The sequence below is a fragment of the Pseudoalteromonas sp. SCSIO 43201 genome (assembly GCF_023716725.1).
GTDB classification, from domain to species: domain Bacteria; phylum Pseudomonadota; class Gammaproteobacteria; order Enterobacterales; family Alteromonadaceae; genus Pseudoalteromonas; species Pseudoalteromonas peptidolytica.
In genome coordinates this window covers 2,011,948-2,028,440 of the sequence record NZ_CP072683.1, presented here as the reverse complement: position 1 = coordinate 2,028,440, position 16,493 = coordinate 2,011,948, and the positions used below count along the sequence as shown (strand labels likewise).

The following is a 16,493-nucleotide window of genomic DNA, read 5'->3' as shown; positions in this document are numbered from 1 at the left end:
ACATGGCGATTAAACACATTCTAAGCTTAATTCTAAAGCAAAAAAGTATTGCGTTATTAATTATTTTACAAATAGCTATCACAGTGATGATTGTCAGCAATACCGCATTTATCAGCTACGCAACATTACAAAATTGGTTGATCCCATCAAAGCTTGAAGAGCGTCAAATACTCAATGTCACGACGCGGGTATTTGATACCTCAACCGACGTCCCAGCCCTAATAGAAAAGGACATTCAAGCGATTGAAAAAGTGCCTGGTGTTATTGCAGCGTCTTATGCTGGTCGAGAGTTGGTATTGAATAGCTTAGGCCCAGGATGGACTATTTTTAAAGACACCCAACCAGAAACTGACTACCGTGTATTTGGTTATTTTGGTCTTGATGAAAAAGGCGCAGATGTACTTGGACTTGAGCTTGTTGAGGGGCGTAAATTTTATGCCAGTGAATATATTAAAGGAGATGAAACAACCAAAAATGCAGGGGTTATGATGATAAGTGAAGAGCTAGCTAAGTCGTTATTTGGTGATAGCTCTGCGCTCGGTCAATCCGTGTACATTTCAAGGCAGCGCATCGCGCATCAAGTTATTGGTGTATATAAAGGCAAAATGCTGGGAGAAGGTGCAACGTATAGCCAACAGCCATATCATTCCGGAATTGTTCCTGAAGTTATTTGGGGCAATCGTCAGCGGGTAAATTACTTAGTCAGAGTCGAAGCTGGAGTGTCTGAGCGGGTGCTCGAAGACGTCGAAACCGCACTCTATCATACAGATGGGCGAATGGTTGACCGAGTCGAGTTTGTAGGCAGAGCTAAAAAACGTTTATGGGATGGCCGGAGCACCTTTGCGCTCACCATGGCAGGGATCAGCCTGATTGCTTGTGTGGTAACAGCACTTGGCATCGTTGCACTCGTTAGCTTTTCTGTTAGCTTACGTAAAAAAGATCACGGCATACTGCGTGCTCTGGGAGCTTCTAAAGGTCAAGTAATGTGGTCTTTAATAAAAGAAAATACAATTTTAGTCTTTATCGGTTTAGTGTTAGGCTTTGGCCTCTCGATTTTGCTTTACTATTTTTTGATGCACAACGTTCGCGTGCAAAGTGTGGTGGAGATCCCGTTATTAGTCGGGGTTGCTATTTTCACTTGGCTTGTAAGCACTCTTGCGGTGTACGTGCCAGCCAAAGAGGCGGCTAAAGTGTCACCGGCTCAAGTAACCAAATCGAGTTAATAATAAAAACAACAAAGCCCCGTATGGGGCTAAATCTATAAATTAGGATCAAAAAGCGTTCATGAGTGTATTGGTAATTGACGATAATCCAGATGTAATTCAAGCCATTAAAGTCCTTCTGTTGCTTAACGATATTCAGTGTGAAGGTGTCACTTCTCCTCAGCAAGGGTTAGAGATGGTGCGCAGTAAGCAATTCGACTTGGTCATTCAAGACATGAACTTTACGCGGGATACCACAAGTGGCGACGAAGGCAAAGCGCTGTATAAAGCGATTCGAGATATAGAGCCTGACTTGCCTATCATCTTGCTTACCGCGTGGACAAACCTAGAAATGGCGGTAGAGCTTATTAAAGATGGTGCGGCAGACTACCTAGCTAAACCTTGGAAAGACCATAAGTTGATCACCTCAGTGAAAAATTTGCTCGAAATGCGTGAATTGCAAGAGCAGGTGAGTAGCGCGGCAAATCAGCGTAATGCGCGAGTGCAAAAATTAAAGGCACAATATGATTTGTGTGGTGTGGTGGTTGCCGATCCTGCCATGTTGAGCTTGCTCGAAATGGCAACTCAGGTTGCCCATTCTGATGCACCAATATTGATCACAGGACCAAACGGGGCAGGTAAAGAAAAAATTGCAGAAATCGTGCAAGCCAATAGCAGCTATAAACATAAGCCCTTTATTAAGGTAAATGCTGGAGCTATTCCAGCTGACCTGATTGAGGCCGAATTATTTGGGGTTGAAAGTGGTGCGTATACAGGCGCACAAAAAGCCAGAGCTGGGCGCTTTGAAGCGGCTGATGGCGGAACCCTATTTTTGGATGAGATAGGTAACTTGTCTTTGGCTGGTCAACAAAAATTACTGCGAGTATTGCAAAGCGGTGAGTTTGAACGTGTTGGCAGTACGGTGACAAAAAAGGTCAATGTAAGGGTAATAAGTGCTACCAATAGTAATTTACCAGAAGCTATCCGTGCAGGTGCTTTTAGAGAAGACTTGTATTACCGAATTAACATGATAGAGCTGAAGTTGCCGCCATTGTCTGAACGTAAAGAAGATATAGCCGAGTTGGTAGAACACTTTTTACCTAGCAGTAAAACAATAAGCAACGCGGCAATGAAGCAGTTAAAGCATCATTCTTGGCCGGGTAACGTCCGAGAGCTAGAAAACACCATAGGTCGCGCAGTGCTGCTGAGCTCAGGACAAGAAATTGAATGCGCGCATTTGGCGATTCAAACGCCGCAGCATGGAACTGTACTTGAGTACACACAAGCAGATATTCAAGCAGCGTTAGACAGTGCGGATGGCGTTGTTAGTAAAGCTGCAAGAAAGCTTGGGCTAAGCAGACAGGCACTATACCGCAGAATGGAGAAGTTTGGTTTAAAATGACGGTATCTCTTCAAGCAGCAGTGTCTGCATGCGTTTTTATCTCATTGTTAGTATTTGCAAGTGTTGTTGGCTTTGCTTCGGCTTTATTGTGGCCTATCACATTATCGCTGTCAGCTGGGCTCCTTAGTGCAGCGCTTGTGGGACTATTAAGCGTTCAATATTGTATTGGACGCCAGCAGCGAATAATCGATTGTTTGACAAATGGGCTTCGTAGCTTTAAAGATCAAGATTTCTCAATTCAAATTACCCATTTTGACAGCATAGAAATGGCTGACTTAATTCTAGAATATAATCGTTTATCGACAACACTAAAAAAGCAGCGCCACGCCACAAGCCAACGAGAGTTGTTACTCGATACGATTTTACAAGTGTCCCCGGTATCTATTTTGTTGCTCAACCAATTTGACCAAGTCATATACGCTAACGACAAAGCCGGAAAATTACTTAATAACAATAAGTCGTTAAGCGGCCTAGTGCTTCATCATGCCATTGCAAATGCAGACCCAAAGCTGCAAACTATTTTGCTACAAAAAGAATCCGGATTTGTGACTTTTCAAGCCAATGATGAAAAGCAAAGCTATTACTTTTCAAGGCAGAGCATAACGCTCAACCACCAGCCACATGTATTGTTAATGTGTCAAAACTTATCCAGCGAAATGAGCCGTCAAGAAGTGGAGCTATGGAAAAACGCCATTCGGCTGATAAGTCATGAGCTTAATAATTCATTAGCGCCCATTTCTTCGTTGACCAACTCGGCAAATACAATTGTAGAGCGCAGCGCCAAAGAGCAAAACCACGCCCTTATTCAACTATTGCCCGACATGCTCTCGACGATTAACCGCCGCACGGAAAACCTCAGTGAATTTGTGGCTAAATATAGCGAATTTGCAAGATTACCTGCGCCAAATATTACAGAGCAACCCTTGCAGCCTTTACTTGATACCGTTAGCAAACTTTATGACTTTACTTTGCTGGCTCCACTCCCTGTAGAAAGTGCCTTTTTCGATCCTATACAGGTAGAGCAGGTGTTGATTAATTTAGTTAAAAATGCGCATGAATCAGGGTCTAAGATAGATGAAATAGGCGTGAAGCTGCTGGTTGATTATCAACGACTCATTGTTGTAGTCGTGGATAGAGGGGCGGGAATGGAAGAAGAAAAGCTTGCAAATGCAGTACTGCCATTTTTCTCCACAAAACCAAGTGGTACAGGTATAGGGCTGAGTATTTGTAATGAAGTCGCCATTGCCCACGGTGGACAACTTAAGCTATTTAATCGCAAAAAAGGTGGCTTAATGGTGCAGTTTGATTTACCACTCGTCGCACCAAAAGCATAGCTTTGTAATGACACTTACCCATATCTGGTAGGAGCGGGTTCACCCCGCGATCTTTTAGGTTGTAATACCGCACCCTATGCCACGGAAATCTTTTTGCTCGGATAAATCAAGACCTACAAATAACAAGCTTCACAGGTTTAGCCTGCTGGCCTCACTTTCTGTTAAGCTCATATCTGGTAGGAGCGGGTTCACCCCGCGATCTTTTAGGTTGTAATGCCGCACCCTAAGCGGCGGAAATCTTTGTCGTGGTAAATCACGACCTACAAATAACTCCTGTTGAGCGCATATCTATCGACAGGCAAAGGCAGAGCAGCGATACTCAAGCAAATTGACCATATAGGGATATAAACTTGAACGCGCAAACTCAAACCAATAACTACTTTTTACTCTTTGCCGGCGTGTGTACAGCGATTGCCGCAGTGGCGCACATTGGCTGCATTATCTTCGGTGCATCTTGGTATCGATTTTTTGGTGCCGGCGAAGAAATGGCTACTATGGCCGAGGAAGGGCTTATTTATCCTCACCTTATCACTGCCGTTATCGCTACAATTTTACTGCTCTGGTCATGCTATGCGTTTTCAGGGGCAAAATTGATCCGGCAATTACCTTTGATGAAAACCGCTTTGTGTGTAATAAGTTTAATTTTCTTAATAAGAGGAGTTGGCTTTGTTTTTATCATGCCAACTATCCCTGATAACAGCATGACATTTTGGTGGGTGAGCTCCTCCATTTGCTTGGTCATAGGCGGCGCTTTTGCGCTTGGAACCAAAAAAGCTTGGTCAAAAATTTAGCCGTTTTAAAAGCCAGCACTTCAGGTGCTAGCTTTTATTCAGATTGGGGAGCTAACCTTATTGATCCAGTGCTGTTCTAACACCGGCTTCAAGTTCTTCGTGAACAGATTTAAATAACCCAAGTTGGCGTTCTATGATATGTTCAGGTACACCCGCCATCGCGCGCACGATGTTGCCGTACAAGCGCTGCTTTTGGGCATCATCAAATAGGCAATATAAAGCACGAGGCTGTGAAAAGTCATCATTATCTTCGCGGTGGTCGTATCTATCTGCCATTCCCTAAAGTTCAAGAGCTGGGCGTTTATACTCTGGACTCTCTTTTGGGCCTCCCATTGAGTTAGGCTCGTAGTAAGCATCTTCGTTGCCACCGGGTTCATTGTTAAAGAACCGCATTGCACCGTCTTTGTGGTAATGATGCACCGGGCATTTTGGGCGATTAACAGGCAATGCCTCATAATGGGTACCGAGTCGGTAGCGGTGCGCATCAGCATAAGAGAAAATGCGTGCTTGCAACATTTTATCCGGAGAAAATCCAATTCCAGATACTACATTAGACGGACTAAATGCGGCTTGTTCTATATCAGCAAAATAATTGTCTGGTATGCGATTTAATTCGAGTGTACCAACATCGATGAGGGGAAAGTCGCCATGTGGCCATACTTTGGTTAGATCAAACGGATTGTGTTGGAACTGTTTTGCTTGCGCTTCAGTCATCACCTGAATTTTCATATCCCATTTCGGATAATTTCCGCGTTCTATCGCCGCTAGCAAGTCCTCTTGAAAACTCTCCCTGCTTTCGCCAATTACCGCTTTAGACTCTTCATCAGTATGATACTGGTGGCCTTGCTGGGTTTTCATATGGAACTTTACCCAAACTCTTTGGTTCTCTTCATTGATCAAACTCTTTGGTTCTCTTCATTGATCAAACTCTTTGGTTCTCTTCATTGATCAAACTAAAGGTGTGAGAGCCATAGCCATTCATGTGTCTCACATCCGTTGGCAAGCCACGATCAGACATTAAAATTAATACTTGATGCAGGCTTTCCGGTGACAGAGACCAAAAGTCCCATTGCGCGGTGTTAGAGCGCAGGTGAGTTTTTGGGTGACGCTTTTGGGTGTGAATAAAATCTGGGAATTTATACGGATCACGGACAAAAAAGACGGGGGTATTATTGCCAACTAAATCCCAATTACCTTCTTCAGTGTAAAACTTTATCGAGAAACCTCTTACGTCACGCTCAGCATCCGCAGCCCCTTTTTCGCCAGCTACCGTTGAAAAGCGCATCAGAATATCGGTTTGCTTGCCAACCTCAGCAAACAGTTTTGCCTTGGTATACTGGCTTATGTTGTTTGTTACTGTAAATGTTCCAAATGCACCCCATCCCTTAGCGTGAACGGTACGCTCTGGAATCCGCTCTCTATTTTGATGCGCCAGTTTTTCGATCAACTGGTAATCCTCAACCAGCAGTGGACCTTGAGGGCCTGCGGTCAAACTATTTTGATTATAGGCGATTGGATTACCTGCGGTGGTCGTTAATGGACATTTCGTCATTGCTCGTTTCCTTGTATGTAAAATATAGCGCTGAAGGGAGCAAAAACTAAGCCAGGTTAAAAATTCATACTTATCATTGGCTTATATTTCTAATTTAATCGTTATGGAGGAATTTACAGAGAAAAATTTTCATAGTGAAAGTTATTTTCCCAGTTAAGGGAAGTAGGATTTGCATACGGGTAAGATACTGTATAGTTGTCTGAAATGCAGCGGTTTACCCGCTGCGAGTTTAGGAATGAATGTTAACTAATACCAATTTGACTTAATACTTGCTCAATTTGAAGGAGTAAATCTGACGCTAACAGCGTTAAAAATTTCTCATTTAGAACAACTAAATAGCAAAATTTTTGCCTCGTTATCGACAAGATTTTCTTGCCTCAAAATAGACCACTTAGTTAAGCAAATTGGTATAAAAGCTTAGAAAAACCTTGTTGAATTCCATAGACGTGTTTTACCACTATCTAATCCAACAAACTGCACAGTGCCGCTGGTTACATCAGCTGGTAATGTGTAACTCAGTGTTTTAGCTTGTGCGCCATAAACAAATGCAGGAATACGTTTTACTTTTGTGCCGTCAATATACACATCTACATATTCAGTATTTGTTACGTCAAAACTATACAGGCCATTCGTCTGCGCAATTGGTGCGAATCTATCGGACTCAAATACGACTGTTGCCTGAGCGGTTGGTTTTGCAAGCAACTTGCGGGCGATAGTGTTGAAGTCTTGCGTGTCGCCGTCAAAGATGTCTTCAACGTTATAGCTAACGAGTTCATCTGCGACACAGCCATAGTCTTCAATGAGTGCATTAATATGATGACCTTGACGTACAGATTGACGCCATGAGACGCGCATACTTTGCTCATAAGGAAGTGCTTGGTATGGCGCACCAACGTATTGTACAAATACATTGTGTTCAAGCACGTTCGCGCCACCAGCACCTGTGCGTTCATGTTGGCCAAATACCGTCGCGATGCCGTTATCCTGCATACCACATGTAAACATATCACCTGCTGAATAAGTGTTGGCATTGGCCCAAATGCCAACATTACCATAGTATGCTTGGCCAATTTGGTTGGCAGCGTCTTTGGTGATAAATGAAGTGGCAGCTGAATACTGCTCAGTCGTACCTTTAACATCAGCTAACACTTGACGCCAATTGTCGCTAAGAAAGGTGCCAAATTGCGAGTTATTCAGAATATGGTGATTCTCATCTGTATTAATAAAACGTGCGTGTGAAGGCGTTACGCGTTTTGGTGTAAACAACTGCAACAAGTAGTCGTTGTATACAATGTTACCACCTGGGTTACCTCGAACATCAATGATAAGCGCTTTGGTATCGTTAAGTTTATTATCTAAAAGATCAATAATAGCGACGAGCGCAGTGTTAACACCGTTTGTAGGTGAGAATGATGCGAGTTTTATGTAGCCTACTGACTCTCCGTCAACCTGTACTTTATTCCACGTCACGGTCGGCTCTGCGGTACCATTTGCAGCTAACATAAAGGTATCATCTTGCGCTGCCGCTTCCAATTCTTTAAATGTCGCAAACTCATAGTTAATACTTTGAGTAAATTGTGCCGTTTCATCCTGTGCTGTGGCAGGCGCGTTGGGTTTTGAATTAAATACTAACCAAGGCACGTTAATGGAGTATGTTTCACCTGTTTCATAGGACTCAAGTGTAATCGTTAACGCATCTTGTTGTGGTGGGAAGTGTTTGTTATGTGATTTGATAGTTAACGTATTGACAGCCCCAACAAATCCGCCGTCAGGGTTGGCACCGCCACCTTTAAATAAATTATTGTTTACCGCTTCAATAATCGGCTGGCCATTGTAAGCGACAACCTTATCACCTAAAGATACAGAGGCAATTTCTGGCGCAAGTACGGTGTAATTTTGCCAAATTCGGTTTACGCGTACTTCTTTACTACCTTCTGCGCTGACTGTTTGGGCAAAGTGAACCGGTACAAACGAAATAAAGTTTTTCATTGGCGCTGGGTAGTTATAGTCCAAATGAAAATCTCGTTGTGACAAGAAGATTTGTTGCAGCTGCTGGTGGAATTGAGTAGAGCTCAAGTTCCCCATGTTGTTAATTAACTCATCAATTGCGACCACAGGATCTAAGTGGCCTGCTGGAGAGAGACCATAGTACAGGTTCTTGGCATATTTATTTACGTATAAACCGTCAAGTAGCAGTTTTGCTTGCTCAGCGACTAATGCTTTTTGCTCATAACTATAATCTTGAACGCTGATCTGGTTACGCGTGTCTTCAAGGTAAGAAATTTGTGCTATTGCACCCGATGTAAAGCTCAATGCCAAAACGCTGGCTACTGTTGATAATTTAAACATATTGTTATTTTCCTGTATGTATTAACAAGACTGTTTTATATCTTTTGGGTACAAATGTCGATACAGTTTAAATAAAATGATAATAATTTATGGTTTTTACTGTTTGGTATTAGGTGTTATTTCTGATTGTTCGCTTTTTAGCTGAAATTTGATGCAATAACGCAATGGTTCCTTGGTAGGGGGATTGGCTCGCTACGTATCAAGTAACTTGCTGTACAGAAAAGAAATTAGCTAACCCATGGTTTTAAATATTAGGCTAAATGATTTCCTTACTCAGCCTAAAAGTGCTAGGTGGCGATAAGCTAAATTTTCCGCCTTGTTGCCTATACGAATATCGGTATCTTGGCGATAGCAGGGGGAGTTATCGAAAAGCTTGTCTTGCCTCAGCACAGAAAGCTTAATTAAGTAACCTGAGCCAACGGATAATTAATGCCTTTCTAGCTGCCAGTTTTAGCACTAACTGCGTTGAATTCACTTCCTACAGCGGCTATTGGTATAACAGTGATTTGAAGGCTAGCTGCGCTAAAGGTGGTTATTTAAAAGCACAGCGCAGTTAGCATGAGGATTGATAGCTCAGCGGTGTTGATTATTTCACGCTTTGACTATGCGGTTTGGTGTAGCTCTTGCTCCATCTGATCTCGCATTTTAAATTTCTGTAGCTTCCCTGTTACAGTCATGGGATAAGCATCTACCAATCTAATATGTTTTGGTATTTTAAAGTAAGCGAGCTTTTCTTTTAAAAATTCACGAATATTATCTTCAGAAATGTAGTGGCCGGGCTTGAGTTGCACCCAGGCGCATACCTCTTCACCATACCTGTCATCTTGAATACCAAATACTGCGGCATCCTGAATGTCTGGGTGGTGATACATTACCTCTTCAATTTCGCGAGGGTAGATATTTTCGCCGCCGCGAATAATCATATCTTTAATACGGCCGACAATACTCACAAACCCTTGCTCATCCATTACCGCTAAATCGCCGGAATGTAGCCAGCCATCAGCATCAATGGTCGCAGCTGTTTTTTCAGGGTCTTGCCAATATTCTTGCATTACACAGTAACCTCTCGCACATACTTCTCCGGGCGTCCCAATGGGGGCGATATGTCCAAGTTCATCAATAATTTTAACTTCGGTGTGCGGCATGGCCCGACCGACAGTTTGGACGCGCTTGTCGATGGGAGAGTCAATCTCGGTAATGTTATTAATGGGGCTGCACTCAGTTTGGCCATAGCCAATTAGCACATCAGTCATGTGCATTTGTATTTGTACTTGGCGCATTACTTTTTCAGGGCAAGTTGAGCCTGCCATCACGCCTGTGCGCAGGGAGGACAAATTGAATTCGCTAAAATTAGGATGCTCTAATTGAGCAATAAACATCGTTGGTACACCATGAAGCGCAGTACACTGCTCCTGCTCGACAACCTGAAGTGTTTTTAACGGGTCGAAACTATCGTTTGGAAATACAGCGCAAGCGCCTTTACTTAAACATACTAAGTTGCCAAGTACCATGCCAAAGCAATGATAAAGTGGGACAGGAATGCAAAGCTTATCTTGCTCTGTGAGTTTCATGGCATTGGCAACCAGTAGTCCATTATTGAGAATGTTTCGATGTGTCAGTGTGGCGCCTTTTGGGTTTCCTGTGGTGCCAGAAGTAAACTGAATATTGATTGCCTGATCTGCATTTAAGTTAGCTGCGATTGCGCTTGCCTCTAAATAGTGGGCGTCATTTGCCATCTCTAGCAGAGCTGAGAAATTCATGAACCCAGGTTCACTATCCTCATCAATCAGTACAATTTGTTTCAAAGATGGAAGACGTTTGGAGGTTAGCTCACCAAACATACAGTCATAAGATTCTGGTGCTAGCTCTCTTATCATATCGACATAATGGCTATGCTTAAACGATTTTGCCATCACTAGCATCTTGCATTCTACATTATTGAGTACATACTCAAGCTCGCTTGGTCGATAGGCGGGGTTTATGCAAACCATAATGGCACCAATTTTGGCTGTTGCAAATTGTACCAAGCTCCATTCAAGGTTATTGGGAGACCAAATACCAACTCTATCCCCAGGTTGTATGCCAACTGCCAATAGGCTAGCGGCCAGTTGATTGATCTTATCGAGATACTGCCGATAAGTCAGACGAATTGATTGATGAGAAACAACAATCGCTTCTCTTTGTGAATGATTGTCGACAATGTTGTCGAAGTACTCTCCTATTGTCAGATTAGTTAATGGTGTTGTTTGAGATCCTGTAAAGTAACTTTTTGTAAGCTTGTAGTTATTTAATTCTTTGCTCTCTGTAGTCATGACATGTCCTTGCTGTTGATCGGTAATTATACCAATTTGACTTAATACTTGCTCAATTTGAAGGAATAAATCTGACGCTAACAGCGTTAAAAATTTCTCATTTAGAACAACTAAATAGCAAAATTTTTGCCTTGCCTACACGGATGTAGGTACCTTGGCGATAGCAGGATGCGGTAGCGGAGTTATCGACAAGATTTTCTCGACTCAAAATAGACCGCTTAGCTAAGCAAATTGGTATTATTATCGTTATGTACATTCAGTGATAACGTAATTGTCGACAAAATCAAGTTTAATTGGATGAAAAGCATGAATTTACGACTAATGGATAGTAATAAAGCATGGGAGTAAAATAATAATAAGCTTGTTATTTAACCAGAGGTTTGGATAAGGAATATTCCAACTCATTGTTGCTAAAGCGCAACTTAGTTTTCCTTGTCTAGTCCGAGAGATTTGGGGATAGTAGCACGCGGTAGCGGGGTTATCGACAAGATTTTCTCGCCTCAAAATAGACCACTTGATTAAGATAATTGGTATTAATACCAATTTGACTTAATGCTTGCTCAATTTGAAGGAGTAAATCTGACGCTAACAGCGTTAAAAATTTCTCATTTAGAACAACTAAATAGCAAAATTTTTGCCTTGCCTATATGGATGTAGGTACCTTAGCGATAGCAGGACGCGTTAGCGGAGTTATCGACAAGATTTTCTCGCCCAAAATAGATCACTTAATTAAGCAGGTTGGTATAATTATCCGAAGCTCAGATTGCTTAGGATAAAAAACGCCTGAGAAATTCAGGCGTTTTACTTTGGCTTGCGATTAAGGCGGGTTACACCAGCCCTTCATCTGTTTCTACATGCTCTTCTTTGTGGTGTTTGGCAATCTCATCTGAAAGCGCTTGTTTGGAGCGTTTTTCTGATAGTCGCCTTGCCATTAGCCAATAGAAGAATAATGGTAAGAAAAATACTGCGAGGAAAGTCGCAGAGAGCATCCCACCCATAACCCCTGTACCAACACTGTGTCTTGCTCCTGCACCTGCGCCTGAGCTCATCACCAAAGGAACAACACCAAGGATGAAAGCAAGAGAAGTCATAATGATGGGTCTAAAGCGTAGTCTAGCGGCTTCTAGTGCTGCAGTGGCAGGACTCCATCCTTCTTGGTATTTCATCAATGCGTATTCAACGATCAAGATAGCATTTTTACTGGCAAGGCCAAGTAGCGTCACTAAACCAATTTGGAAGTAGACATCGTTGGTGAGTCCTGCAATCCAAATCGATACTAGTGCGCCAAAGGTGCCAAATGGTAGTGCTAGCATCACAGAGACCGGTAATGACCAACGCTCATAAAGTGCCGCGAGGATCAAAAATACCATGATCACAGCCATACCTAGGGCAATACCAGTGGTACCAGAGTTTTGCTTCTCTTGGAACGCAGAGCCTGTCCATTCGTAAGTCATATCTGGGGGAGTACTGCATTAGCGATACGCTCAAATTCAGCAATAGCTTGTCCTGAACTGTAACCTGGCGCGGCTTCACCCATTAACTTCACCGCTGATAAATTATTATAACGGTTCATGGTTTCAGGACCTCGGCTGTATTCAATATCTGTAAAGGCAGAGATAGGAACCATTTCGCCACGATTGTTTTTCACATATATGCGTCCAACATCTTCCGGTGTCATTCTAAACTCGGCTTCTGCAGACATAATAACTTGCCATGCACGACCAAATTTATTGAAATCGTTAACGTAGTAATTACCCAAATTAGCTGCCAGAGCGTTAAACGCTGAATTGATATTAACTCCCATGGCACGGGCTTGTTCACGATCCATATGCACTTTCAACTGCGGCGCATCAGGACGCCATAGCGTTTGAATACCTGTAAGGATTGGACTCTTCTGGGCTTCAGCCATGATCATCTGCATGCCTTGCTTTAATTTAGCAGGATCAGAGCCGCCTTTATTTTGCAAGAAGACTTCAAACCCACCTGTAGTACCCAATCCAAAGATAGGAGGTGGATTAAAAGCAAGTACCAATGCTTCGTTGATGTGTGCGGTCTTCATAAATAGCTCACCAACAAGTTCTTTCGCTGACACGTCTCGCTCATCCCAATGTGTTTGTGTCACAAACATCGTCGCGGCGCTATTTTTGAAACCTCCGCCGATGAAGTCCATTCCCGTAAACGCCACAACGTTTTCGTTAGCTGGGTTTGATTTCGCAGCTGCGATGACTTCATTGGCTACTTTAGCGGTGCGCTCTAGTGAAGAGCCATCAGGTAAAAATACAGCAATCATGTAGTAACCTTGATCTTCGTCAGGTACTAAAGAGCTTGGTGTTTTTTGCCACAAAAATACCGTTGCACCAATCATGGCTGCCATCAATGTTAGGCCAACAAAACCACGGCGAACCATAAAGCTAACCGCACCAACATAGCGTCCGGTTACACGATGGAACCAGTCATTGAACCACAGGAAGAACTTGGCATCTTGTTTGTGCTCGTGCTTAAGCAGCAACACACAAAGCGCAGGCGTCATCGTCAGTGCAACCACACCAGACAAGCTAACCGAGATCGAAATAGTGATCGCAAATTGGCGGAATAGTTCACCTGTTAAGCCACCTAAAAAGGCGATAGGTACAAACACTGAACATAGCACCAGCACAATCGCAACGACAGGGCCACTTACTTCCTGCATGGCTTTAACCGCAGCCTCTTTAGCCTGTAAGCCCTGCTCGTGCATAATACGCTCAACGTTTTCAAGTACTACGATGGCATCGTCTACCACGATACCAATAGACAGTACCATGCCAAACAGGGTTAATGTGTTAATTGAATAACCGAGCATATAGAGCCCTGCAAATGTGCCAAGTAAAGATACTGGTACCGCAAGTGTTGGAATTAGCGTTGCACGCCAGTTTTGCAAGAATAGGTAGACCACTAAGAATACCAAGATCATTGCTTCACCTAGTGTTTTTAACACCTCTCGAATTGAAACTTCTACAAATCTTGTGGTGTCATAAGAATTGACGTGAGCAAGACCGGTAGGGAACTGAGGTTTGATCTGTTCAATTTCCGCTTCTACAGCCTTTGCTACATCCAGTGCGTTTGCACCTGGTTGTAAGAACACACCGAGTAATACAGCCTCTTTAGCGTTGATAGTACCTTGGAAGTTATAGTCTTTTGAGCCTAGTTCCACGCGTGCAACATCTTTAAGGCGAAGTGTTGAGCCGTCAGGGTTTGCACGAACAATAATATTCTCGAACTCTTCTGCGGTAGATAAGCGACCTTTTGCGGTAACACTGTATACCAAAGACTGCGCGTCTTGAGAGGTTGGAGTTGCACCGATACTACCCGCAGCGTACTGAGAGTTTTGCTCTCTAATTGCACTGGCAACTTCATCCGCTGTAACTTCAAGCTGACTCATAATATCTGGGCGCAACCAAATACGCATGGCATAATCTTTAGCACCAAAGATCTGTACGTTGGTCGTTCCAGGAATTCGCTTAACACGGTCGAGGATATTCATCGTTACGTAGTTTGATGTCCAAAGACTATCTCGAGTGCCATCTGGCGAATAAAACGCATGAACCTGTAAGAAGTTAGAAGAGGTTTTTTGAACAACCACGCCTTGACGTCTCGTTTCTTCAGGTAGTCGAGCTTCAACCTGCTTTACACGATTGTTTACGTCTACCGCAGCCTGGTCGACATCTGTGCCAATCTCGAATGTCACCGCTATTGTTGTGACGCCAGAGTTGGTGCTTGTCGATGTCATATACATCATGCCCTCGACACCCGTTATGGCATTTTCGATAGGGGTCGCGACAGTTTGCTCTAACACATCAGCGGAGGCTCCAGGGTACACTGCTCGAACCTCGACTTGAGGTGGGGCAATTTCAGGGTACTGAGCGACTGGTAAGCTGCGCATTGCTGCCAGACCTGCCAGTACTATCACAATTGAAATAACAAAGGCGAAAATAGGCCTATTTATGAAATATTTGGAGAACATCAGGTTATTCTCCTTGCTCGCTCACAGAGACCGGCATACCGGGGAAGAAAATTCTAGCCATCCCCTCGACAATCACAGGTTGACCTGTTTGCAGGCCCTCACGGATCACCCACATATTTTCGTTGTTAAGTTTGACCCATTCACCAACTTTAACTGGTGCGGGTAGGGCAACGGTCGTACCTTGTTCGTTCTTAGTTGCAATGTATACAAACTTACCAGTGCCGTTATCCAATACGGCTCGTTGTGGCAACACAATCGCATTGTTTCGCACGGCTCCAGATAACTTGACTCGTACAAATTGCCCCGGTCTTAGTTCACCGTTTTCGTTTGGGATGCGAGCTTGCAGTTCACTGGTGCCAGTAAAACGATTTACGCGAACATCGCTAAAGTTTACTTTACCCACTTGAGCGTATAACGACCCATCTTGAAGAATAATTGTGGTATCAAACTCATTGTGTTCTGGTAAAGACAATAAGCCACTTTCCACGTCTTTTCGCATCGCTAATTGCTCGCGCTCTGAAAAGCCAAAACGAGCGCGGATAGTGCTAGTATCAGTTAGCTCTGTTAACAATACGCTAGGTCCTGAAACATAACTGCCCTCAGACATCAGCTCTCGTCCAACAATACCCGAAACCGGAGCCTCAACTTTTGCGTATTCTAAGTCCAGCTCAGCTTCTCTTAATGCCACTTTGGCAGACTCAAGGTTTGCAATCGCAACATCATATGCTGAAACAGAGTTATCAAAATCGCGTTTGGATACTGAACGCTCGTTTTTTAGTCGCTCAAGTCTGTCACGTTCGCGTTTAGTTTGCTCTACGTTTGCTTTTGCTGCTTGCAGTGCTGCTTTTGATTTTTCTACGGCTAACTCAAAAGGCTTAAGCTCTATGGTAAATAGCGATTGCCCAGATTTTACAAACTGGCCTTCTTCAAAATTTCTCGACTCGATGATCCCTGAAACACGAGAACGGATCTCTACTTCCTTATCACCGGCAAGCGTTGCAGGTAACTCGATATCAAATGGAACCGATTGGGTGGTAACTTGCTGCACGCTCACTTTTGCAGGAGGCATTGCATGGCCACCTCCTTGTTTTGGTGCTTCTGAACACGCGGACAAAGCGCCAAGCGTGAGCATTAAAAAAGATAGGTGTTTTGCACGACTACGTATTGATGTTGGATACATGAACACTCCAATTCCTATATTATCATTTTATGCTGCCCAGCGGGTTTACTGGGAATATCTTGCAATTTGCCTTTAATAACAAACAGTTGCCTATAATCACATAGGCAACTGACGCAATTCCATGTCTCAACCACACCAAAGTTAAGGCACTTTGATCGACAATTAAGCAAGTAAACGCTAGTGTATACTTAAAGAAATAAAAGGTAAACGACTCCGTGTACTTTTCTTTTGTTTAGGTATACGATCATGTGTACTTTTTATTAACGACTTTTTTGATTAAAATAAAGGGAATGTTGATTTATTACAAAGAGGGCTTATCTCTATATCAGCCTTACTTGGTATACAACTTACCATGTGATTTAACAGCTAAA

The 16,493-nt window shown here is 43.2% G+C and carries 10 protein-coding genes and 1 pseudogene; 4 read left to right on the top strand and 7 right to left on the bottom strand.

Annotation, left to right across the window (positions count from 1 at the left end; all coding sequences use genetic code 11):
• Positions 1 to 2 precede the first annotated feature (2 nt).
• The 4 genes from J8Z24_RS08725 (at position 3) to J8Z24_RS08710 (ending at position 4,729) form a co-directional block, all read left to right on the top strand.
• Entirely contained in the window at positions 3 to 1,223 is a 1,221-nt protein-coding gene (locus J8Z24_RS08725; protein WP_128731363.1) for an ABC transporter permease, read from the top strand.
• Positions 1,224 to 1,284: 61 nt separating this feature from the next.
• Positions 1,285 to 2,604, top strand: a complete 1,320-nt coding sequence (locus J8Z24_RS08720) for a sigma-54-dependent transcriptional regulator (RefSeq protein WP_176031778.1) — start codon at positions 1,285 to 1,287, stop codon at positions 2,602 to 2,604.
• Positions 2,601 to 3,938, top strand: coding sequence for a sensor histidine kinase (locus J8Z24_RS08715; RefSeq protein ID WP_252094534.1), 1,338 nt, complete (start codon positions 2,601 to 2,603; stop codon positions 3,936 to 3,938). The genes J8Z24_RS08720 and J8Z24_RS08715 overlap by 4 nt, the downstream gene beginning before the upstream one ends.
• Positions 3,939 to 4,288: 350 nt before the next feature.
• A complete protein-coding gene (locus tag J8Z24_RS08710; protein ID WP_252094533.1) occupies positions 4,289 to 4,729 on the top strand; it encodes a hypothetical protein in 441 nt (146 codons plus the stop codon).
• A 57-nt stretch (positions 4,730 to 4,786) separates the two neighbouring features.
• Here the strand turns inward: J8Z24_RS08710 and J8Z24_RS21950 are convergent, their stop codons facing one another.
• From J8Z24_RS21950 to J8Z24_RS08685, 7 genes and pseudogenes are all read right to left on the bottom strand, one after another.
• Entirely contained in the window at positions 4,787 to 5,005 is a 219-nt protein-coding gene (locus J8Z24_RS21950; protein ID WP_502934628.1) for a catalase-related domain-containing protein, read from the bottom strand.
• Positions 5,006 to 5,008: 3 nt separating this feature from the next.
• Positions 5,009 to 5,587 carry a catalase gene (locus J8Z24_RS21945; RefSeq protein ID WP_502934627.1) on the bottom strand — a complete coding sequence of 193 codons (579 nt, stop codon included), beginning with the start codon at positions 5,585 to 5,587 and terminating at the stop codon, positions 5,009 to 5,011.
• A 64-nt stretch (positions 5,588 to 5,651) separates the two neighbouring features.
• Positions 5,652 to 6,281: a catalase gene (locus tag J8Z24_RS21940; protein ID WP_502934626.1), complete on the bottom strand. Its 630-nt coding sequence runs from the start codon at positions 6,279 to 6,281 to the stop codon at positions 5,652 to 5,654.
• A 417-nt stretch (positions 6,282 to 6,698) separates the two neighbouring features.
• Positions 6,699 to 8,630: a S41 family peptidase gene (locus tag J8Z24_RS08700; protein ID WP_252094532.1), complete on the bottom strand. Its 1,932-nt coding sequence runs from the start codon at positions 8,628 to 8,630 to the stop codon at positions 6,699 to 6,701.
• A 602-nt stretch (positions 8,631 to 9,232) separates the two neighbouring features.
• Positions 9,233 to 10,942, bottom strand: a complete 1,710-nt coding sequence (locus J8Z24_RS08695; RefSeq protein ID WP_176031774.1) for an AMP-binding protein — start codon at positions 10,940 to 10,942, stop codon at positions 9,233 to 9,235.
• Positions 10,943 to 11,769: 827 nt separating this feature from the next.
• Positions 11,770 to 14,942, bottom strand: a pseudogene (locus tag J8Z24_RS08690) (efflux RND transporter permease subunit).
• A 4-nt stretch (positions 14,943 to 14,946) separates the two neighbouring features.
• A complete protein-coding gene (locus J8Z24_RS08685) occupies positions 14,947 to 16,122 on the bottom strand; it encodes an efflux RND transporter periplasmic adaptor subunit (RefSeq protein WP_252094531.1) in 1,176 nt (391 codons plus the stop codon).
• Positions 16,123 to 16,493 lie beyond the last annotated feature (371 nt).

Bases quoted from the DNA above. Each gene is read 5' to 3' on its own strand.
- J8Z24_RS08725 (WP_128731363.1), top strand. From the start codon at position 3: ATGGCGATTAAACACATTCTAAGCTTAATTCTAAAGCAAAAAAGTATT.
- J8Z24_RS08720 (WP_176031778.1), top strand. From the start codon at position 1,285: ATGAGTGTATTGGTAATTGACGATAATCCAGATGTAATTCAAGCCATT.
- J8Z24_RS08715 (WP_252094534.1), top strand. From the start codon at position 2,601: ATGACGGTATCTCTTCAAGCAGCAGTGTCTGCATGCGTTTTTATCTCA.
- J8Z24_RS21950 (WP_502934628.1), bottom strand. From the start codon at position 5,005: ATGGCAGATAGATACGACCACCGCGAAGATAATGATGACTTTTCACAG.
- J8Z24_RS21945 (WP_502934627.1), bottom strand. From the start codon at position 5,587: ATGAAAACCCAGCAAGGCCACCAGTATCATACTGATGAAGAGTCTAAA.
- J8Z24_RS21940 (WP_502934626.1), bottom strand. From the start codon at position 6,281: ATGACGAAATGTCCATTAACGACCACCGCAGGTAATCCAATCGCCTAT.
- J8Z24_RS08700 (WP_252094532.1), bottom strand. From the start codon at position 8,630: ATGTTTAAATTATCAACAGTAGCCAGCGTTTTGGCATTGAGCTTTACA.
- J8Z24_RS08695 (WP_176031774.1), bottom strand. From the start codon at position 10,942: ATGACTACAGAGAGCAAAGAATTAAATAACTACAAGCTTACAAAAAGT.
- J8Z24_RS08685 (WP_252094531.1), bottom strand. From the start codon at position 16,122: ATGTATCCAACATCAATACGTAGTCGTGCAAAACACCTATCTTTTTTA.